The 17,987-nt window shown below is 43.7% G+C and carries 10 protein-coding genes; 4 read left to right on the top strand and 6 right to left on the bottom strand.

Features of this window, described 5'->3' with window-relative positions; translation table 11 throughout:
* Positions 1–6: 6 nt before the first annotated feature.
* Positions 7–3,210, bottom strand: coding sequence for an efflux RND transporter permease subunit (locus RB604_RS04890; RefSeq protein WP_005927577.1), 3,204 nt, complete (start codon positions 3,208–3,210; stop codon positions 7–9).
* Positions 3,211–3,236: 26 nt separating this feature from the next.
* Positions 3,237–4,397: an efflux RND transporter periplasmic adaptor subunit gene (locus RB604_RS04895; RefSeq protein ID WP_044093649.1), complete on the bottom strand. Its 1,161-nt coding sequence runs from the start codon at positions 4,395–4,397 to the stop codon at positions 3,237–3,239.
* Between the two features lie 316 nt (positions 4,398–4,713).
* Here RB604_RS04895 and RB604_RS04900 point away from each other — a divergent pair, with 316 nt between their 5' ends.
* Entirely contained in the window at positions 4,714–6,618 is a 1,905-nt protein-coding gene (locus tag RB604_RS04900) for an Ig-like domain-containing protein (protein WP_007479374.1), read from the top strand.
* Positions 6,563–7,438: a DUF3108 domain-containing protein gene (locus RB604_RS04905; protein WP_007479373.1), complete on the top strand. Its 876-nt coding sequence runs from the start codon at positions 6,563–6,565 to the stop codon at positions 7,436–7,438. Before RB604_RS04900 ends, RB604_RS04905 begins: the two co-directional genes overlap by 56 nt.
* Here the strand turns inward: RB604_RS04905 and RB604_RS04910 are convergent.
* Positions 7,428–7,832: a PaaI family thioesterase gene (locus tag RB604_RS04910; RefSeq protein WP_005927565.1), complete on the bottom strand. Its 405-nt coding sequence runs from the start codon at positions 7,830–7,832 to the stop codon at positions 7,428–7,430. The two genes, RB604_RS04905 and RB604_RS04910, sit on opposite strands and share 11 nt — an antisense overlap.
* Positions 7,833–8,095: 263 nt before the next feature.
* On the opposite strand from RB604_RS04910, the gene RB604_RS04915 reads away from it, so the two are divergent.
* On the top strand, positions 8,096–9,298 hold the full coding sequence (locus tag RB604_RS04915) for a glycoside hydrolase family 88 protein (protein WP_007479372.1): 1,203 nt from the start codon (positions 8,096–8,098) through the stop codon (positions 9,296–9,298).
* A 176-nt stretch (positions 9,299–9,474) separates the two neighbouring features.
* Entirely contained in the window at positions 9,475–11,022 is a 1,548-nt protein-coding gene (locus tag RB604_RS04920) for a sulfatase family protein (protein WP_005927560.1), read from the top strand.
* A 90-nt stretch (positions 11,023–11,112) separates the two neighbouring features.
* Here the strand turns inward: RB604_RS04920 and cysS are convergent, their stop codons facing one another.
* The 3 genes from cysS to RB604_RS04935 form a co-directional block, all read right to left on the bottom strand.
* Positions 11,113–12,588, bottom strand: a complete 1,476-nt coding sequence (gene cysS / locus RB604_RS04925; RefSeq protein ID WP_005927558.1) for a cysteine--tRNA ligase — start codon at positions 12,586–12,588, stop codon at positions 11,113–11,115.
* Positions 12,589–12,646: 58 nt separating this feature from the next.
* Positions 12,647–13,462, bottom strand: a complete 816-nt coding sequence (locus tag RB604_RS04930; protein ID WP_005927555.1) for a Cof-type HAD-IIB family hydrolase — start codon at positions 13,460–13,462, stop codon at positions 12,647–12,649.
* A gap of 184 nt (positions 13,463–13,646) precedes the next feature.
* Positions 13,647–17,954 carry a pectinesterase family protein gene (locus tag RB604_RS04935; protein ID WP_007479371.1) on the bottom strand — a complete coding sequence of 1,436 codons (4,308 nt, stop codon included), beginning with the start codon at positions 17,952–17,954 and terminating at the stop codon, positions 13,647–13,649.
* Between the last annotated feature and the right edge of the window lie 33 nt (positions 17,955–17,987).

The following is a 17,987-nucleotide window of genomic DNA, read 5'->3' on the forward strand; positions in this document are numbered from 1 at the left end:
CTAACTTTATTTAGCATATTGTTCTATTTCTGTTTCCGCATCAGAGTTGTCGATATCTTCCCATTCCATCGGCTTAACTTTTTCTTGCAGGTATTGGAAGATTACGAACAAGGCCGGTACGACAAAGATCTGACAGATCATACCAATGAACATACCGCCTACGGCAGCTGTACCCAATGCGCGGTTACCGTTGGCACCTACTCCCATGGCCAGCATCAATGGAATCAATCCGACAACCATGGCCAATGAAGTCATCAGGATAGGACGCAAACGGGCACCTGCTCCTAATACGGCTGCCCAAGTGATACTCATACCCATCTTACGACGGTCGAGGGCAAACTCTACGATCAGAATGGCATTCTTTGCTAAAAGTCCCATCAACATGATCAAGGCGATTTGCATGTAGATATTATTGGTAGCTGCTCCGAGTATCGGGATGATATTGTTTGCCAATCCCATCAAATGGGCAAAAATGAAACTACCTGCCAAACCGAACGGAATAGAAAGCAATACGGCCAAAGGTAAAATATAACTTTCGTACTGCGCACTCAACAAGAGATATACGAAAACAAAACAGAGTACGAAAATCATGGCTGTACTGCTTCCACTGGAACTTTGTTCTTCACGGGTCATACCGGAGAACTCATAACCGTAACCGGTAGGCAACGATTCTTGAGCTACTTCTTGCATTGCTTGGATAGCTTGCCCGGAACTGTAGCCGTCAGCGGGGGAACCGTTGATAGTCATAGCAGTAAACATATTGAATCGCTTGATATTATCCGGTCCGTAGATACGTTTAACGCTCATGAACTGGGTGATGGGTGCCATTTCATTTCCGTTGCGCACCTTGATGGATTTCAAGGATTCAAGGTTGGCACGGCTATCGGGATCTGCCTGGATCATTACACGGTACAACTTACCGAATCGGTTGAAGTTGGAAGAGTATAGACCGCCATAATATCCTTGCAGGGTTGTCAGGATATCGTTTGGTGAAAGACCGGCCTTTTTACAGGCGGCGGCATCAATATCGATCATGTATTGCGGGAAATTCGGATTAAAGGATGTCTGTGCAGACTGAATTTCCGGACGCGCTTGTAACTTGGTAATGAAGTCTTGTGCTACTTCGTAGAACTTATCCAGGCTACCACCGGTTTTATCCTGCAAGTTCAACTCGAAACCGTTGGATACACTATATCCCGGGATCATAGGAGGTGCAAACAGCAATACGCGTGCATCTTTGATGACTTCACGGGCTTTCAGATAAAGCATTCCGGATACGAAATCGGAACGTTGCTTGATGCTTCGTTCTTCCCAAGGTTTCAATTTACAGATAAATGAACCGTAACTTGGTCCTTGTCCGGCGAGGAAGCTGTAACCGACAATCATCGTCCGGCTTTCGATTGCTTGGTCAGCACCCAACAAGCTGTCGATGCGCTGCATAACTTCGGTGGTGCGCTCCATAGAACTTCCCGGCGGCATGTCGACAACTGCCATAATAGTACCGGTATCTTCATTTGGAACCAAACCGGTTGGAGTAATATTCATCAGGAACATCAACAGGGCGATGCCGGCTATTACACTACCGATGGTCAACCAAGGCTTGTGGATGAAACGAAGTGTACCTTTTTTATATCGTTTCAATATATTGTCATAATAGACATTGAATGCTGTATGGAAACGGCTGACGAAAGTTGATTTTTTCTTTTCATCTTCTTTATGCGGTTTCAGCAGGATGGCACAAAGCGCCGGGGTCAGTGTCAATGCATTGACTGCCGATAAACCGATAGCGATAGCCATTGTTAAACCGAACTGGCGATAGAATGTACCGGAAGTACCTGTCATGAAGCTTACAGGGATAAATACGGACATCATTACGAGCGTGATGGATACGATAGCGCCACCTAATTCATTCATGGCGTCGATAGAAGCCAATCGGGAAGATTTGTATCCTTGGTCCAGTTTTGCATGGACCCCTTCGACGACTACGATGGCATCATCGACCACGATGGCAATGGCGAGTACCATAGCGCAAAGCGTCAGCAGATTAATGCTGAATCCGATCAAATAAAGTACAAAGAATGTACCGATCAAAGCTACTGGAATAGCGATGGCCGGAATTAATGTGGAACGGAAATCTTGCAGGAAGACGTATACCACAATAAATACCAGTACGAATGCTTCGAGCAGAGTCTTGATTACTTCATGGATAGAAGCAAAAAGGAAGTCGTTGGCATTCTGGGAAATATTTACTTTTACACCCGGAGGGAATGTCTCTTCAGATTTTTGCAGCAATGCTTCGATGTCTTTGATAATCTGTGTTGCATTCGAACCGGCTGTTTGGAAGATAATACAGGTAACACCCGGGTGTCCGTTAACGTTGTTGGTATACCCATAAGTTAAACGTCCTAACTCCACTTCTGCAATGTCTTTCAGGCGAAGCACTTGTCCGTCTGAAGTAGCACGAATGACGATATTTTCAAATTCTTCCTGACTTTGCAGGCGTCCTTTGTACCTTAGTGTGTATTGAAAAGTCTGGTTGCCTTGTTCACCGAACGAGCCCGGAGCGGCTTCTATATTCTGTTCGGCCAAAGCAGTGGAGACATCGGTAGGCATCAGGTGGTATTGGGCCATTTTATCCGGCTTCAACCAGATACGCATAGAGTAGTCGGCACCGAGCACCATGGCATCACCCACACCGGGCACACGCTGAACCTCAGGGATTACATTAATTTTGGCATAATTCTCAAGGAATTCGTTATCGTATTTATCGTCTGAACTATACAACGAGAATACCAGCAACATACTGGTCTGGCGTTTGGAGGTGATTACACCTACTTGGGTAACTTCGGCCGGCAGGAAGCCCTGTGCTTTGGCTACACGGTTCTGTACGTTGACGGCGGCCATATCCGGATCTGTTCCCTGTTTGAAATAAACGTCGATACGGGCTTCACCTGTATTTGTTGCAGTAGATGTCATGTACATCATATTCTCCACACCGTTGATCTGCTCCTCGAGTGGGGCAATCACACTGTTCAATACCGTCTGGGCATTAGCTCCCTGGTAAGTGGTGGAGACGCTTACCGTAGGCGGTGCGATGTCCGGATACTGGGAAATAGGGAGCGAGAACAGTCCCAATATACCCAGAATGACTATTACGATGGAGATTACCGTAGATAGTACCGGGCGATTAATAAATCTATCTAATTTCATAGTTTTGTTATCTCTATAAGCTGAATTTACATTTTTCCTTCTTTACGATCTTGCATAGCTTGCTGGAAGTTTGCTTCCGACTGGGCAGGAGTAGTCGGTTTAATAGTTTGTCCGTCTTTCAGAGTACCTACATTTTCAATAACGATCAGATCGCCTTGTTTCAGTCCGGAGGTAACTACATACTCTTGTCCGTTATCGATGTTAAGTATGGTGATTTCATTCATCTTAACCGTATTGTCCGGTTGTTGCAGGAATACAAATTTCTTATCTTGTATTTCTGTCGTTGCCTTTTGCGGAACAACAAGAGCGTTTTCCATGTGGTAAGGGATGATGAGATTACCCATACCGCCACTTCTCAACAGGTGGTTACTGTTTGGGAAAGTAGCACGAATGCTGACCGCACCTGTGTTTGCATTGATTACACCGCTGATGGTTTCTATTTTTCCTTTTTGATCGTAGGTACTTCCGTCTGAAAGTTGGAGTTGTACTTCGGGATAGGTCTCTACGGCAGCGCTTTGCGAACCGTCTTTACGTACCAATTCCAAGAGTTCTTTCTCTGTCAGAGAAGCATAAACGTACATTTCGGTAATATCTGAAACAATAGTCAGTGGGGTAGTGATCGAGGGGCTTACCAAACTTCCCAAACGATAAGGGATATCATTGACAATACCGTCGGAAGGACTTTTTACGTTGGTAAATCCGAGGTTCTGCTCTGCACTGATAAGCTGTGCTTTTGCCGAGGCCAGTTGTGCTTTGGCTGATGCAAGCGAGTTTTCGGCCATAGCCAGATCATAGTCGCTGATAATATTTTTCTTGTTCAAGGCACGTTTATTGTCAACAGTGATCTGTTGCGTACTTACAGCAGCTTCGGCAGTTGCTACGGCTGCTTTGGCCGAACGTGCGGCAGCTTCGTATTGCGTAGGATCAATGATGAACAATACCTGTCCTTTGCGTACCATGGAACCTTCGTCTACACAAACTTTGGTGATGAAACCTGATACTTGGGGACGAATTTCTACGTCCTGTTTTCCTTTAATAGTAGCCGGATAAGAACTGGTCAGATTGACTGTTGCGGGTTGCAGGGTTTGCACTGCACATTCCGGAGCTCCTCCCATGTCAAAACCCTTTTTGCCACAACTCGACAAGAGGGTCAAACAAAATGCGAATAATACAATTCTACTTTTCATACTTCTATATTCAGTGTTTATTGATAAATTTCTACAAATTTGTGTGCTCATAGTAATGTATAAGGATGGAAGAAGAAAACCGAAATACGCTTTTTCAGTTTTCGCTGCAAAAGTACTTTAATTTCTTGTAAGAATGTTCTATAATACCCGCTTTTTTAACTATGTTTTTCTCTTATTAATAGAGACTTCGTTCCAAATGTCGCATCTGTTGGTAAATAATGACAGCTGAGTGATGCTTGGAACGGTATTGCCCGATTTTTCATTAAATTAGTGTAAAGTATAGTATTTATTCTCTGAGAACCTTTATTTTTGCATCATGTTACGTAAAAGATCTTATAATATAAAGTTGCTTATTCGCAAGGTGTTGACGGTAGTCGCAGGAGTGGCTGCTTTTTATTCATGTGCCAGTATAGGCCGTCCGGACGGTGGCCCGAGGGATGAGACACCTCCCCGTTTTATGAAGAGTTCACCTGTTGCCGGGGCACTTAACAGCACCCGGAAGAAAATTTCACTTGAATTTGATGAATATATAAAATTGGAAAAAGCGAATGAAAAGGTTGTGATTTCTCCGCCTCAGGCACAGCAGCCTGAAATTAAACCTTCGGGAAAGAAGATAAACATAAACCTGCTCGATTCACTGAAACCCAATACCACTTATACGATTGATTTTTCGGATGCCATCGTTGATAACAATGAAGGAAATCCGTTGGGTAATTTTGCGTTTACTTTCTCTACCGGAGATGTGATCGATACGTTAGAGGTATCCGGTACGTTACTCGAAGCTTCCAATCTGGAGCCGGTAAAGGGAATGCTGGTGGGCTTACATTCCAATTTATCCGATACGGCATTTACTAAATTGCCGTTTGACCGGGTAGCCCGTACGGACAGTCGCGGACATTTTGTAATCCGGGGGATTGCTCCGGGAGAATACCGTATCTTTGGTCTGATGGATGCCGATCAGAATTTTTCTTTCAGCCAGAAGAGCGAAGCGCTGGCTTTTAATGACTCTTTGGTTATTCCCCGTTGGGAGGAACGTATGCGACAGGATACGACTTGGGTGGACTCTTTGACTATTGATACGATTGTTGAAAGAAAATATACTTATTATCTGCCGGATAATATTGTATTGCGTTCTTTTACGGAAAATCTGTTTTCGCAATATCTTATTAAAAGCGAACGTCTGACTCCGGAGAAATTTACGCTTTATTTTGCGGCCAAAGCCGATACTTTGCCGGTGTTGAAGGGGTTGAACTTTGAAGAGGAGGATGCTTTTGTTATTGAGAAGAGCCTGAAAAATGATACTATTCATTATTGGGTAAAAGATTCGTTGCTTTATAAGCAAGATACGTTGTCATTCAGTCTTAGCTATTTGTATACGGATACATTGAATCAGTTGGTTCCGCGGACGGATACATTGAAGCTTGTAGCCAAGAATGTGAAAAAGAATACGGATGAGCCCAAGAAAAAGAAGAGAAAGAAAGATGAAGAGGATGAGCCGGAACCGACCAAATTCCTGCCTGTATCATCGCGTGCCTCTTCTTCTATGGATGTGTACGATTATATCTCATTGACTTTTGAGGAGCCGATAGCCTGGTTTGATACTGCGGCTATCCACCTGAAACAGAAAGTGGATACGTTATGGGAGGAGGTTTCTTTTGATTTTACACAGGATTCGTTGAACTTACGTAAGTATAATTTGTATTATGATTGGGAGCCGGCGACGGAATACGAGTTCTCGGTAGATTCGACTGCTTTTCATGGTATTTACGGGTTGTTTACCGATAAGATAAAGCAGAACATAAAAGTACGCTCTCTGGAGGAATACGGGGCCATTTATTTTAATGTTACAGGGTGTGATTCCATTGCTTTTGTGGAATTGCTCGATGGTCAGGATAAGGTAGTGCGTAAAGTACCTGTCGTTGATGGGAAAGCAGATTTCTATTTCTTGAATCCGGGTAAGTACTGCGCTCGTTTGGTGAATGATACGAATGGAAATGGAGTCTGGGATACCGGTGAATACGAAACGAAGCGGCAGCCGGAAATGGTGTACTATTATCCGCAGATATTGGAACCGAGAGCCAATTGGGAGGTCGAACAGACTTGGGATGTGAAGGCAACACCATTGGATAAACAAAAACCGGATGAACTTAAAAAACAAAAACCAGATGAAGACAAGAAGAAAAGAGGCCAGAATAATAATCAAAGCGGTCGCCAGCGTTAAGAGTCGTATAAACCTGCTATGGTTGACATTGATTGTTAGTGTTTGCTTCTCAATGCCGGTCAAGGCTCAGTGTGAAGCTACGAACGAAGCTTTCAAGTCCGGTGAACATGTAATGTACGATTTGTATTTCAACTGGAAATTTGTATGGATAAAGGCAGGTTTGGCAAGCCTTACCACGAATGCGACGACTTATCACTCCAAACCGGCCTACCGTTTTAATCTCTTGTCGGTGAGCAGTAAGAAAATTGATTTTTTCTTTAAAATGCGGGACACTTTGACTTGTATTGTCAGTGAGAAACTCGAACCCCGTTATTTCCGCAAAGGAGCTGAAGAGGGAAAACGTTACACGGTAGACGAGGCATGGTTTTCCTATAAAGACGGACTGTGCTTTGTCAATCAAAAGCGTACTTACCGGGATGGTGAGATTATAGAGACCGAATATAGTGACAGTCGCTGTGTTTTTGATATGCTCAGTATTTTGGCACAAGCCCGCTCTTACGATCCGAACGACTATACGATCGGGCAGAAAATAAACTTTCCTATGGCTACCGGTCGCAGGGTAGAAGAACAGACCTTGATTTATCGCGGGATGAAAAATATCAAAGCAGAGAATGATACGACTTACCGATGCCTTGTTTTCTCATTTGTGGAATATACCGACAAAGATAAAGAAAAGGAGGTGATTACATTCTATATTACAGATGATAAAAACCACCTCCCGGTTCGTTTGGATATGTTTTTGAATATCGGGTCGGCCAAAGCTTTTCTCAGAAGTGTTACCGGGAATCGTTATCCGCTTACTTCGATTGTCACAAAGTAAAAGGTACTTGTTGATCTTTGCGGAATACGCTTGATTCGAATGTGGCGATTAATTCATTTTTTTGGTTAGTGATATCTATCTGATAATATCCGGTGCTCCGGCCGATATATCGCTCCCGGGCTTCGGCATACAATGTATCACCAATACCACTGGCACGGAGAAACGTAATATTGGACGATAAGGAAAAAGCAAGTTGCCCATGCGAATTGGCAGCAGCTGCTAAGGCAAGGTCGGCCAAGGTGAAGATAGCTCCTCCTTGTGTGCGGTTTCCTGCATTGAGATGTTCCTTTTTTATTTCCAGTCGGGCTTTACTATATCCTTCGCGTACTTCCATGAGTACGATGCCTGCCCTTTCGGCAAAAAGATCGTTTTTAAAAAAATCCTGTGGTGTCATGATTAATAATTGGTTAATTGGTCAATATGCCAATGTGCCAATTGGCTGCGCTGCCATATCTGGACGTGCAGTTGGACATTGACATATTGGTTCATTGGCATATTGGCATATTGGCATATTGGCATATTGGCTCATTGGCATATTATTTTCTGCAAATGTACCAAATTTGTCTCTTAATTGGATTATTTAGTACAGTCAAATCTGTTGGATTGCGCTATTTTTGCCATCATGAAATTAATTACATCACAAATAATCCAGGTATTATGAAAACGATTTTGAGTGTATTGGGATTTTCCCTGCTGATTCTGACAAGTTGCAACAACACTAAAACGGTTGAAAAAGACTTTATTCAGGATAACATTGATAATGCTGCTGCGCAGAATACGATCCAGACTGATATTATAGAGAAGTCGGGTAGAGTATTGAATCCACGCACGATTGATAAAGATGGTAATATTGTTTATATTCCCATTGATGATTGGTGTTCTGGCTTTTATCCGGGTAGTATATGGCTCACTTATGAGCTTACCGGAGATAAGAAGTGGTTGCCACTGGCAGTGAAATATACAGAAGCACTCGATTCGGTAAAACATTTGAAATGGCATCATGATGTAGGTTTTATGATTGGTTGCAGCTATCTGAACGGGTATCGCCTGGCTGATAAGAAAGAATACAAAGATGTGATTGTGGAAACTGCCAGATCATTGTCTACTCGTTTTCGTCCGAATGCAGGAGTTATTCAGTCGTGGGATGCCGACAGAGGATGGCAGAGTACACGCGGCTGGAAATGTCCGGTTATCATTGATAATATGATGAATCTTGAATTGTTGTTTGAAGCGACAGCGCTTTCGGGAGATTCTACTTTTTATAATATTGCAGTGAAACATGCCGATACAACGATGGCGCATCATTTCCGTCAGGATAATAGTTGTTATCATGTGGTGGATTATGATCCGGAAACAGGTGAAGTGCGTAAGAAACAGACAGCGCAGGGATATGCGGATGAGTCGGCATGGGCTCGTGGACAGGCATGGGCACTGTATGGATACACGGTTTGTTACCGCTATACCCATGATAAGAAATATCTTGATCAAGCACAGAAAGTCTACAATTTTATCTTTACCAATAAAAATCTGCCGGAAGATCTCGTACCCTATTGGGATTTTGATGCTCCCAATATTCCGAATGAACCGCGTGATGCCTCGGCTGCTGCCTGTACAGCTTCCGCACTATATGAAATGGAAAACTATCTTCCGGGAAATGATTATAAGGTTACGGCTGATAAAATCATGGAGAGTCTTGGCTCGCCGGCTTACCGTGCAGCAGTAGGAACAAACGGTAATTTTATACTGATGCACTCCGTAGGCAGCATCCCTCACGACTCCGAAATCGACGTTCCGTTGAACTATGCCGATTATTACTTCTTGGAGGGATTGATGCGTAAGAGAGATATGGAGAAAAAGTAATTAAGTAGTCAAGTAGTTAAGTAGTCAAGTAGTGAGTAGGTGATAGTCCGGCTATCAAAAAAGAGTGCATGTTTCAGAATGAATCTATTCTACTTGACTACTTACTACTTACTACTTGACTACTTGCTACTTGACTACTTAACTACTTGCTTACTACTAATCAATAGTCATTTGTCATGAACAATCAGATAAATTTATTATTCGGCGGTTTGAGTTTGTTTGCTATGCAGGGGTGTAAAGCTCCACAGGCTGAACAAATCGAACATCCCAATATCATTTATGTTTTTCCTGATCAGTATCGCAATCAGGCGATGGAATTTTGGGGACAGGAGGGATTCCGGGAAAAGGTGAATTTTAAAGCCGATCCCGTGCATACACCTAATTTGAATGCTTTTGCCCGCGAATCAGTGGTACTGACTTCAACACAGAGTAATTGTCCGTTGAGTAGCCCTCATCGTGGCAGTTTGTTGACAGGAATGTATCCTAACAAGAGTGGTATACCTTTGAATTGTAATTCGAATCGCCCCATCAGTTCCTTGCGTGAAGATGCAGAGTGTATCGGTGACGTGTTTCAAAGTGCAGGCTACGATTGTGCTTATTTTGGAAAATTGCATGCTGATTTTCCGACACCGAATGATCCGGAAAATCCGGGACAGTATGTAGAAGAAAAGCGGCCGGTATGGGATGCTTATACTCCGAAGGAACGTCGACACGGATTTAATTATTGGTATTCTTACGGCACATTTGATGAACATAAGAATCCTCATTATTGGGATACGGACGGGAAACGTCATGACCCTAAGGAATGGTCGCCCTTACACGAAGCCGGGATGGTTGTTTCGTACTTGAAAAACGAGGGCAATGTGCGCGATATGAAAAAGCCGTTCTTTATTATGGTAGGAATGAATCCTCCGCATAGTCCGTATCGTTCATTGGACGACTGTATGGAGGAAGATTTCAATTTGTATAAAGACCGTCCGCTCGATAGTCTTTTGATTCGGCCCAATGCAGATGCGAAAATGGAAAAGGCGGAATCGGCTCGTTACTATTTTGCATCGGTGACTGGCGTCGATCGTGCTTTTGGTCAGATATTGGCAACATTGAAGGAGATGGGACTGGATAAGAATACAATTGTCGTTTTCTCTTCGGATCATGGAGAAACTATGTGTAGCCAGCGTACGGATGACCCGAAAAACTCTCCTTATTCAGAGTCGATGAATGTTCCGTTTATAGTGCGGTATCCGGATAAAATCCGCCCGCGAGTGGATAATCTGATGCTTTCTTCACCGGATATTATGCCTACCCTGTTGGGATTGTGCGGTCTTGGAGATTCTATTCCTGCTGAAGTACAGGGACGCAATTTTGCTCCGCTTTTCTTCGATGAAAAAGCTGATATCGTACGTCCGACAGGTGCCTTATACATTCAGAATCTGGATGGAGAGAAAGATGAAAACGGGTTAGTGACATCTTATTTTCCTTCATCAAGGGGAATCAAGACGCATCGTTATACAATGGCGCTTTATATCGATCGCAATACGAAGCAATTGAAAAAGAGTCTGTTGTTTGATGATGAAAAAGACCCTTATCAGATGAATAACCTTTCATTGGAGGAGAATAAAGAGGTGGTGAAACAACTTTGTTCGGAAATGGGGGGAATGCTGAAAGAGATAGATGATCCCTGGTATAGGGAACGTATATTGTCAAATATGATTTCTTATGAATAAATTGGGGTATTAGTGAATATAGGTAAAGAAAAAATGCCGGATCGACTTGTTTTGATCCGGCATTTTATTGTTATAGACAGGGTTTCCTCTTTATTTGTTTAGCTTCCATTCAAAGCCGTCTTTGGTATCTTTGATCTCGAATCCCAGTGCGGTCAGTTCGTTACGGATGAAGTCGGAAGTCGCCCAGTCTTTGTTTGCTTTCGCTTTCACACGTTGTTCAAGCAACATATCGACTACTTTTCCATAAGCCGCTTCACGGCCATCTGAAGAGCCTTTCTCTTCTTTCAAACCGAGAATTTCAAAACTGAACAGATGGAATGTCTCTTTTAAATCTTTCAAGTCTTCAGCGGAGATTGTATCGTTTCCGGCAATGATATTGTTAATCATTTTGGCGCCTTCGAACAGATTGGCTATAACGATGGGCGTATTCATGTCATCGTTCATGGCTTCATAGCACTTCGTACGGATTTCTTTTACGCTGACTGTAGAAGTGGCTGCCGGGGTGATTTTCTCCAAGTTATCTACGGCTTCCATCAGACGTTGCAGCCCTTTTTCAGATGCTTGCAGAGCTTCATTGCTGAAATCTACCGTGCTGCGATAATGCGCCTGCAGAATGAAGAAGCGAATAGTCATCGGGGTATATGCCTGCGTCAGCAGCTTATGGGTTCCGCTAAAGAATTCATCCAATGTGATGAAGTTGCCGAGCGATTTGCCCATCTTGGTACCGTTAATCGTAATCATGTTATTGTGCATCCAGTAATGCACCATGTCATCGCCTTGAGAGGCCACCGATTGAGCGATCTCGCATTCGTGATGCGGGAATATCAGGTCCATACCTCCTCCGTGAATATCGAAGTGTTCTCCTAAATATTTCCGTCCCATCGCTGTACATTCAGCGTGCCATCCGGGGAAACCATCTCCCCACGGTGAGGGCCAACGCATGATATGTTCCGGCTGTGCTTTCTTCCATAGGGCAAAGTCGGCAGGATTACGTTTCTCGTTCTGGCCGTCCAAGTCACGGGTGGTATTCAGCACGTCGTCCAGATTGCGGCCGGAGAGTTTGCCGTAATGATAGTCCTTATTGTATTTGGCTACGTCGAAATAGACGGAACCTTCGCTTTCATAAGCATAACCGGCTTCCAGAATTTTACTTACCAGTTCGATTTGTTCGATGATGTGTCCGGATGCATGCGGCTCGATACTTGGTGGAAGTACATTTAATGCATCCATCGCTTTATGATAACGGTTCAAGTAATACTGTACCACTTCCATTGGTTCCAGTTCTTCCAAGCGTGCCTTTTTGGCGATTTTGTCTTCACCGTCATCGGCATCGTGTTCCAGATGGCCTACGTCGGTGATATTGCGCACGTAGCGCACTTTATATCCTGAATGGGTGAGATAACGGAAGAGTACATCGAATGTGATGGCCGGACGTGCATGCCCCAGATGGGCGTCACCATACACGGTAGGTCCGCAAACGTACATACCTACATGGGGTGCATGTAAAGGCACAAACAATTCCTTTTTCCTATCTAAAGTGTTGTAAATAGTCAGTTGATGTTCCATAACGTTTGATATTTATTCTGTTTGAAACCACAAAGTTAGAATAAATAATTGATATTTCTTATTTTGATGCTGAAAAGAATCTTTCTACAACAACGGCTACGCCGTCTTCATCGTTGGAGAGAGTGATATAATCGGCAGCTTTCTTTACCGGTTCTTGAGCATTGCCCATGGCTACTCCTAATCCGGCGAATTTAATCATGCTCAAGTCGTTATAACCGTCGCCGATAGCTACCATTTCTTCTTTTTTCATGTTCAGCTTCTCCAATAATACGGCAAGTGACCGGGCTTTATCGATACCCGGCGGCACTAATTCCAGGAAATAAGGTTCTGAACGGTAAACGCTGATTGTGCCTTGCATCAGAAGGGACAATTCTGACTCCACTGCTATCAGTTTATCCGGTTCTCCTACTATCAGGCATTTGGGCAAAGGCAGGCGGATGTCGGCTAGGAAATCGTTTGTTTCCCGGATTTGCATTTTGTTCAGAAAGGCTTCTTTCTTTACGTATTCATCTTCCGGATTCTCGGTGATGATGTATTCTTTGTCGTAAGTAAGGATGGCAAGGCCGTTCCGTTTGGCACATTCGTATAATTGAGGAATGGCGGTATCGGGCAATACGTTTGAATAGAGTATTTCGTGAGTTTTCCAATCGATGATTTCTCCGCCGTTATAGGAGAGGATGTATCCTTCGAACTGATTCATTTGTAATTGGTTTGCCAAGGGGACGATGCCATAAGTGGGCCTGCCGGAAGCCAATACCAGTCGTGTGCCCTGTTGTTGTGCCTGTATCAGTATCTCTCTGTTACGGGGTGTTATCTCTTTCTTTGTGTTGGTCAGAGTGCCGTCCAGATCGAGAACGAGGAGCTTGTAATTCATTTTTTGTTCAGTGTTTGATTTATGAGAGCGCAAAGATAATATTTTCTGTTTTTGGTAGGGTGTTTTCTTTCAATTAACAGCTACTTGCAAATAAAATGCCGGCTGCATATGAAAGGGATGCAGCCGGCATTCAGTAATAGAGAATAGTTTCCCGGCAAAGTATGTCGGGAAACCTTTTCTTACTTTATTTTACGAATTCTTTTACTGTATCAATGGTACCGTCGCTATAGATGGTACGGATGATGTTCAGACCTTTTTCTGTATTATTGATACGAATACCGTTTACATTGTAGTATTGACGTTCTACCACTTCTTTGTTTACGGTACTTTGATCGATGCCGGTAGCGTTACTTCCGTTGGATGCTTGTCCGAGTCCACCCATCTGGTTGGCTGCACGTACAGTGAATACATCTTCGTCGGTTGCATTTGCCGGAATCGTATAGGTAGTTTCGTTTGTGAAGTCTATTACTTTTCCGTTTTTGCAGATAGCGTAACAGAATACGTAGTCGCTGGCATTCCAAGTAAGAGTAGAACCGTTGACTGTCAGAATCGGAGCCGCAGCCTGTTCGGTCAATAAAGCCGGTTGCCAGGAATCGCTGCCACCCAATACGTTTTCAAGGGTAAAGCGGGCGGCTTCTTCTGCTGAAAGTACAGGGCTGTACGGGATGGTTCCACCGGTGTATTTCGTTTTACGGGCACTGCAATCTACTGCCATACCACTTTCTGTGTGGCTGTTGTATTCCACAAATAATTTCGGAATAATCGTTTCGCTCATATCACTCCATCCTTCTGCTTTTGGAATAACCTTCATCGTCGTATTAATCCATACACTCATCGGAGCACCTTGCCAAGGGCGTCCTAATGCATATGTACCTTTGTTTGCATCGTATCCGTCGATGATACAATCATTGAATACATATCCCCAATCGGTATCACCGGCGGGTGCTGTAATACAGTTTCCAGAACGATTTTCCAGATAGAGTAACGTACGGTTGAAGAAGACATCGCCGCCACCGCAGATGAAGTCTACGGTACCATGAATTTCAGAGTCTTCGAAGTATGAACGCATACGGTTGTTGTTAGAATAGTAAGTATCCTGATAACTTAGCATACGCACGTTCTTGTATACGTTTTTGTTTCCTTTATCTTGCAGACATACTGCACGTCCGGTAGTTCCTATGTAGTCATAATCATTTTTCAAGGTGATATCCTGCATGTATATGTTTTCTCCTGTTGGCTGTAGGGTAGCGCTGATAGAGATTCCTTCTGCAGGGGCCTTGTTTACGATCATTGTGTTTTCCATGCTTTCACCAATCAGTGATATGTTCGATTTTACGTCCGTCAGGCATTTGCTTCCCAAGTCGTAAACCCCGTCATGCAGGAAGATGCGGAAACGTGCACCGGAAGTAGAAGCAGCGTTACCTTGTGCCAAGGCTTCAAGCAATTCGTCGGCATTGCTGACGATGGCATCATACATGCCCGGAGTCACTGCCGGAGGGGCAATGGTGGTAAACCGGATGGTGATATCCTCTTTTACCTCATTATCGAATAAATTGGATACACTATTGGCTGGCAATGTGAATGTATAAGTAGTGTTGTAGTCCAAGCCCATATAGGAGAAAGTGATTGTCTTGCCTGATACGGTCGGAGTCAGTGTTTTATTTCCCAAAGTCGCTACGGCGCCGTCTGCCATTTTTACTTTGCTGTCAAAGGTCAATACGATACGTCCTGTAGCCGAAATCTCTTCGGCGTTGTTTACCGGGATGCTGGATAACAATTTGGGTGGATCTGCCGGAGGAATCCCGTTTTCTGTTCCGGTGATGTAAATTGCACCGATAGCCGTACCGTCATTGTCGGATGCTGTACCTACAATATCAGAGCTGTAATCAGGAATCCAACGGAGATGTAATGACTCTGCATTGTTACATTCTGCGGGTAACGTAGCTTCCAACGGTGTCCACGCTTTTGCACCTGTCAGGGTGATGCGGGCGGCTTCCTTATAATTGGTTCCATCCAAAGAATATTCTAATTTTTGCACGGAATATGCATTGTAATTATACAGCATTTTGGAAGTAACTTTGATGTCGATGAAATCGGCTGCATTTACTTTGGTCTCGTAGTAATATTTCTCAGAGATGTTTTTCCAGTTTACGGCAGCGGGTTCACCCTCGTAGCCTCCTGACTCTTTTGATTTATCCAGCCAGCTTTGAGTGGTTCCGTCTTCTTTGCGAAGAATCAGTGCGGTTGCTTCATTTTCACTTGTGGAGATGAAGTCTGCGGGACGGCTGTTGTTGCCTTTTAGGATGAAATCCCACCCTACGATATAGTCAGAAGCACTGTATACGGCAACGTACTCTTTATTATCGTCCATGGTTACGGATAGTTCATTGGTCGTTTCTCCGCTTTTCCAGTTAGTAAATTTCAGAATAGGATTTTCTGTTGCCGTAAGAGTGACAAGAGTTCCTCCTTCATACATTTTCTCGCCATTTACTAAGGTCGCATCGGGAGTAGCGGTTATCATATAACTGTTTGCTCCACCTTCTACGCTGGTTTTGAGTGAATAGGTCGCTATTTGTTCAAACACGGCCGTGATCACCATGCTTTCGTTTAATATTTGTTTGTAGCTTGCATCGGTGGAGAGCGTCTGATTGGCTGCATCCACCCATTTCACAAATTTATAGCCGAAATTCTTGTTAGCAGTCAGCGTCACTTCAGAACCCTCATCGTATTGGCTGCTGACAGGGGAAACGGATATACTTCCGGCTTCTGCGGGCGATACGTTTGTTGCCAATGTGACTTGCGGTACGGTGATTTCAACATTGGAATAAATTTCAAGGTCGAGCATATAGGCATTTTGAGCAGGTGCCAGATTGGTCCAACGTAACTGTACATCGTTTTCATTAACGGCACATTCCACCCATGCTCCGCCTGCCGGATCGGCAACGGCATCGGATAATACTACCCAATCAGCATCTGTGGCATTTTTCTTTTCCAGTTTATAACCACGCTTGCTTCCCGTGGCAGCATGGCGGAAACGTACTCGGGTGATGTTACTCAGCTTTGAAGTAACGATCGTACCTGCCATATTTTTTTCTGCCATGGCATATCCCATTGCATCAGCAGGGAATTTACTATTGGTTCCATTAGGAGAAACGGTTACTCCATCAAATGTAAAAGTGAGAGTTTCATTACTGAAATTAGTGGTTTGATCAACAGTGGCCGGTGCGCTGCTGGAAGACAAACTTTGCCAGTCAGTGAAATCCGTCACATAAACGGGACGTTCTTGGATATTGCTTTCTACTTTGGGATAAACTACTGTGAAGTATCTGAAGTAAGAACCATCACCTATAACAATATCAATGTTTTCAGCATCGCCTCCATAAACATAGGTTGCTACGTTTCCGGATAGTTGATAGTTGGTATCACCGGCAATAGTGGTAGTGGTCGTTGCGCTGTATGATTCCAAAGAAATTGTACAGTTTTTGGCAGCAGGAATAGTAAGGATAGTACCTGGATTCATTTGTGCCCAGTCTGTCCAACCGGCATTGGCTATTTTTCCGGAAGTAGTATCCAGATCTATTTTTACATCAATAACTTGGCCGTTAACGGTAGTTTGGGCTACATAGATACCGGTTACTTTTTCGTAGGCTAAAGTAGGGGCACCATTCTTACGTTGAAAATCCCAGCTAACCGTCACTTCGTCTTCCCGGTCATTTAGAGATACGGTGTTATCAGTAAAAACGGCTGTTAAAGCTAAGTCTTCGGTAACTGTTATTTCTTCACCCGGTTGGTAGCTATTGTTACCATCGGTCCAGGCTGTCAATGTTTTACCTTCCACATATAAAGTTCTGTTCAAAGGAAGTGTGTAGGTAGCACCTGTCTGCACTTCAGTTTCTGAAGGAGCTGTGCCGGCATTGGTATATTCACCTAAAGAAAAGGTGATTTTGGAATTTGCAGGAACATCGTTGGCTGTTTCAATTGCTATATAGGGCACATAGTTGCCTCCTTTTATGGAAAGCGTAGTTGCTGCTCCATTGTAGTATGCTTCAGCACAAGTCTGATCATTGTGGTAGCATTTTCCATTATTGGTATTCATACTTGCCACGGTTGTTCCATCGGCATTTGTAATGGTCACATCACCACCCCAGGCACATGTTCCAATAGAGATTTTTACGGCTCCTTGTACTTTTACAATGGCTGTACCCGGATTGAGACCATGCTCGTCACTGTGGTATTTAAAGTCTTTTAGTACGATATTGGCAGATGCATCGTCTGCTGATACGCGGGTTTGAGTACCGTCTTCTGCAATCGCTATGCCAAATGTGACTTGATTTTTGTTTGCAATTTCATCGGAAGTGAGGAAATTTCCCTTCATCAAATCAAGTTTGATGTCTGTAAACCCGGAGCTGTTCTCCGCCCTTGTTGACGCCTTGGCGGTTAAACTACCTATCAGGCATGCAACTACAAGAATAGTGTAATATACATTTCTCATAATACAAGAATGATTAAAGTTAATATTATTCTG

This window comes from Bacteroides salyersiae (assembly GCF_031172035.1).
Lineage (GTDB): Bacteria > Bacteroidota > Bacteroidia > Bacteroidales > Bacteroidaceae > Bacteroides > Bacteroides salyersiae.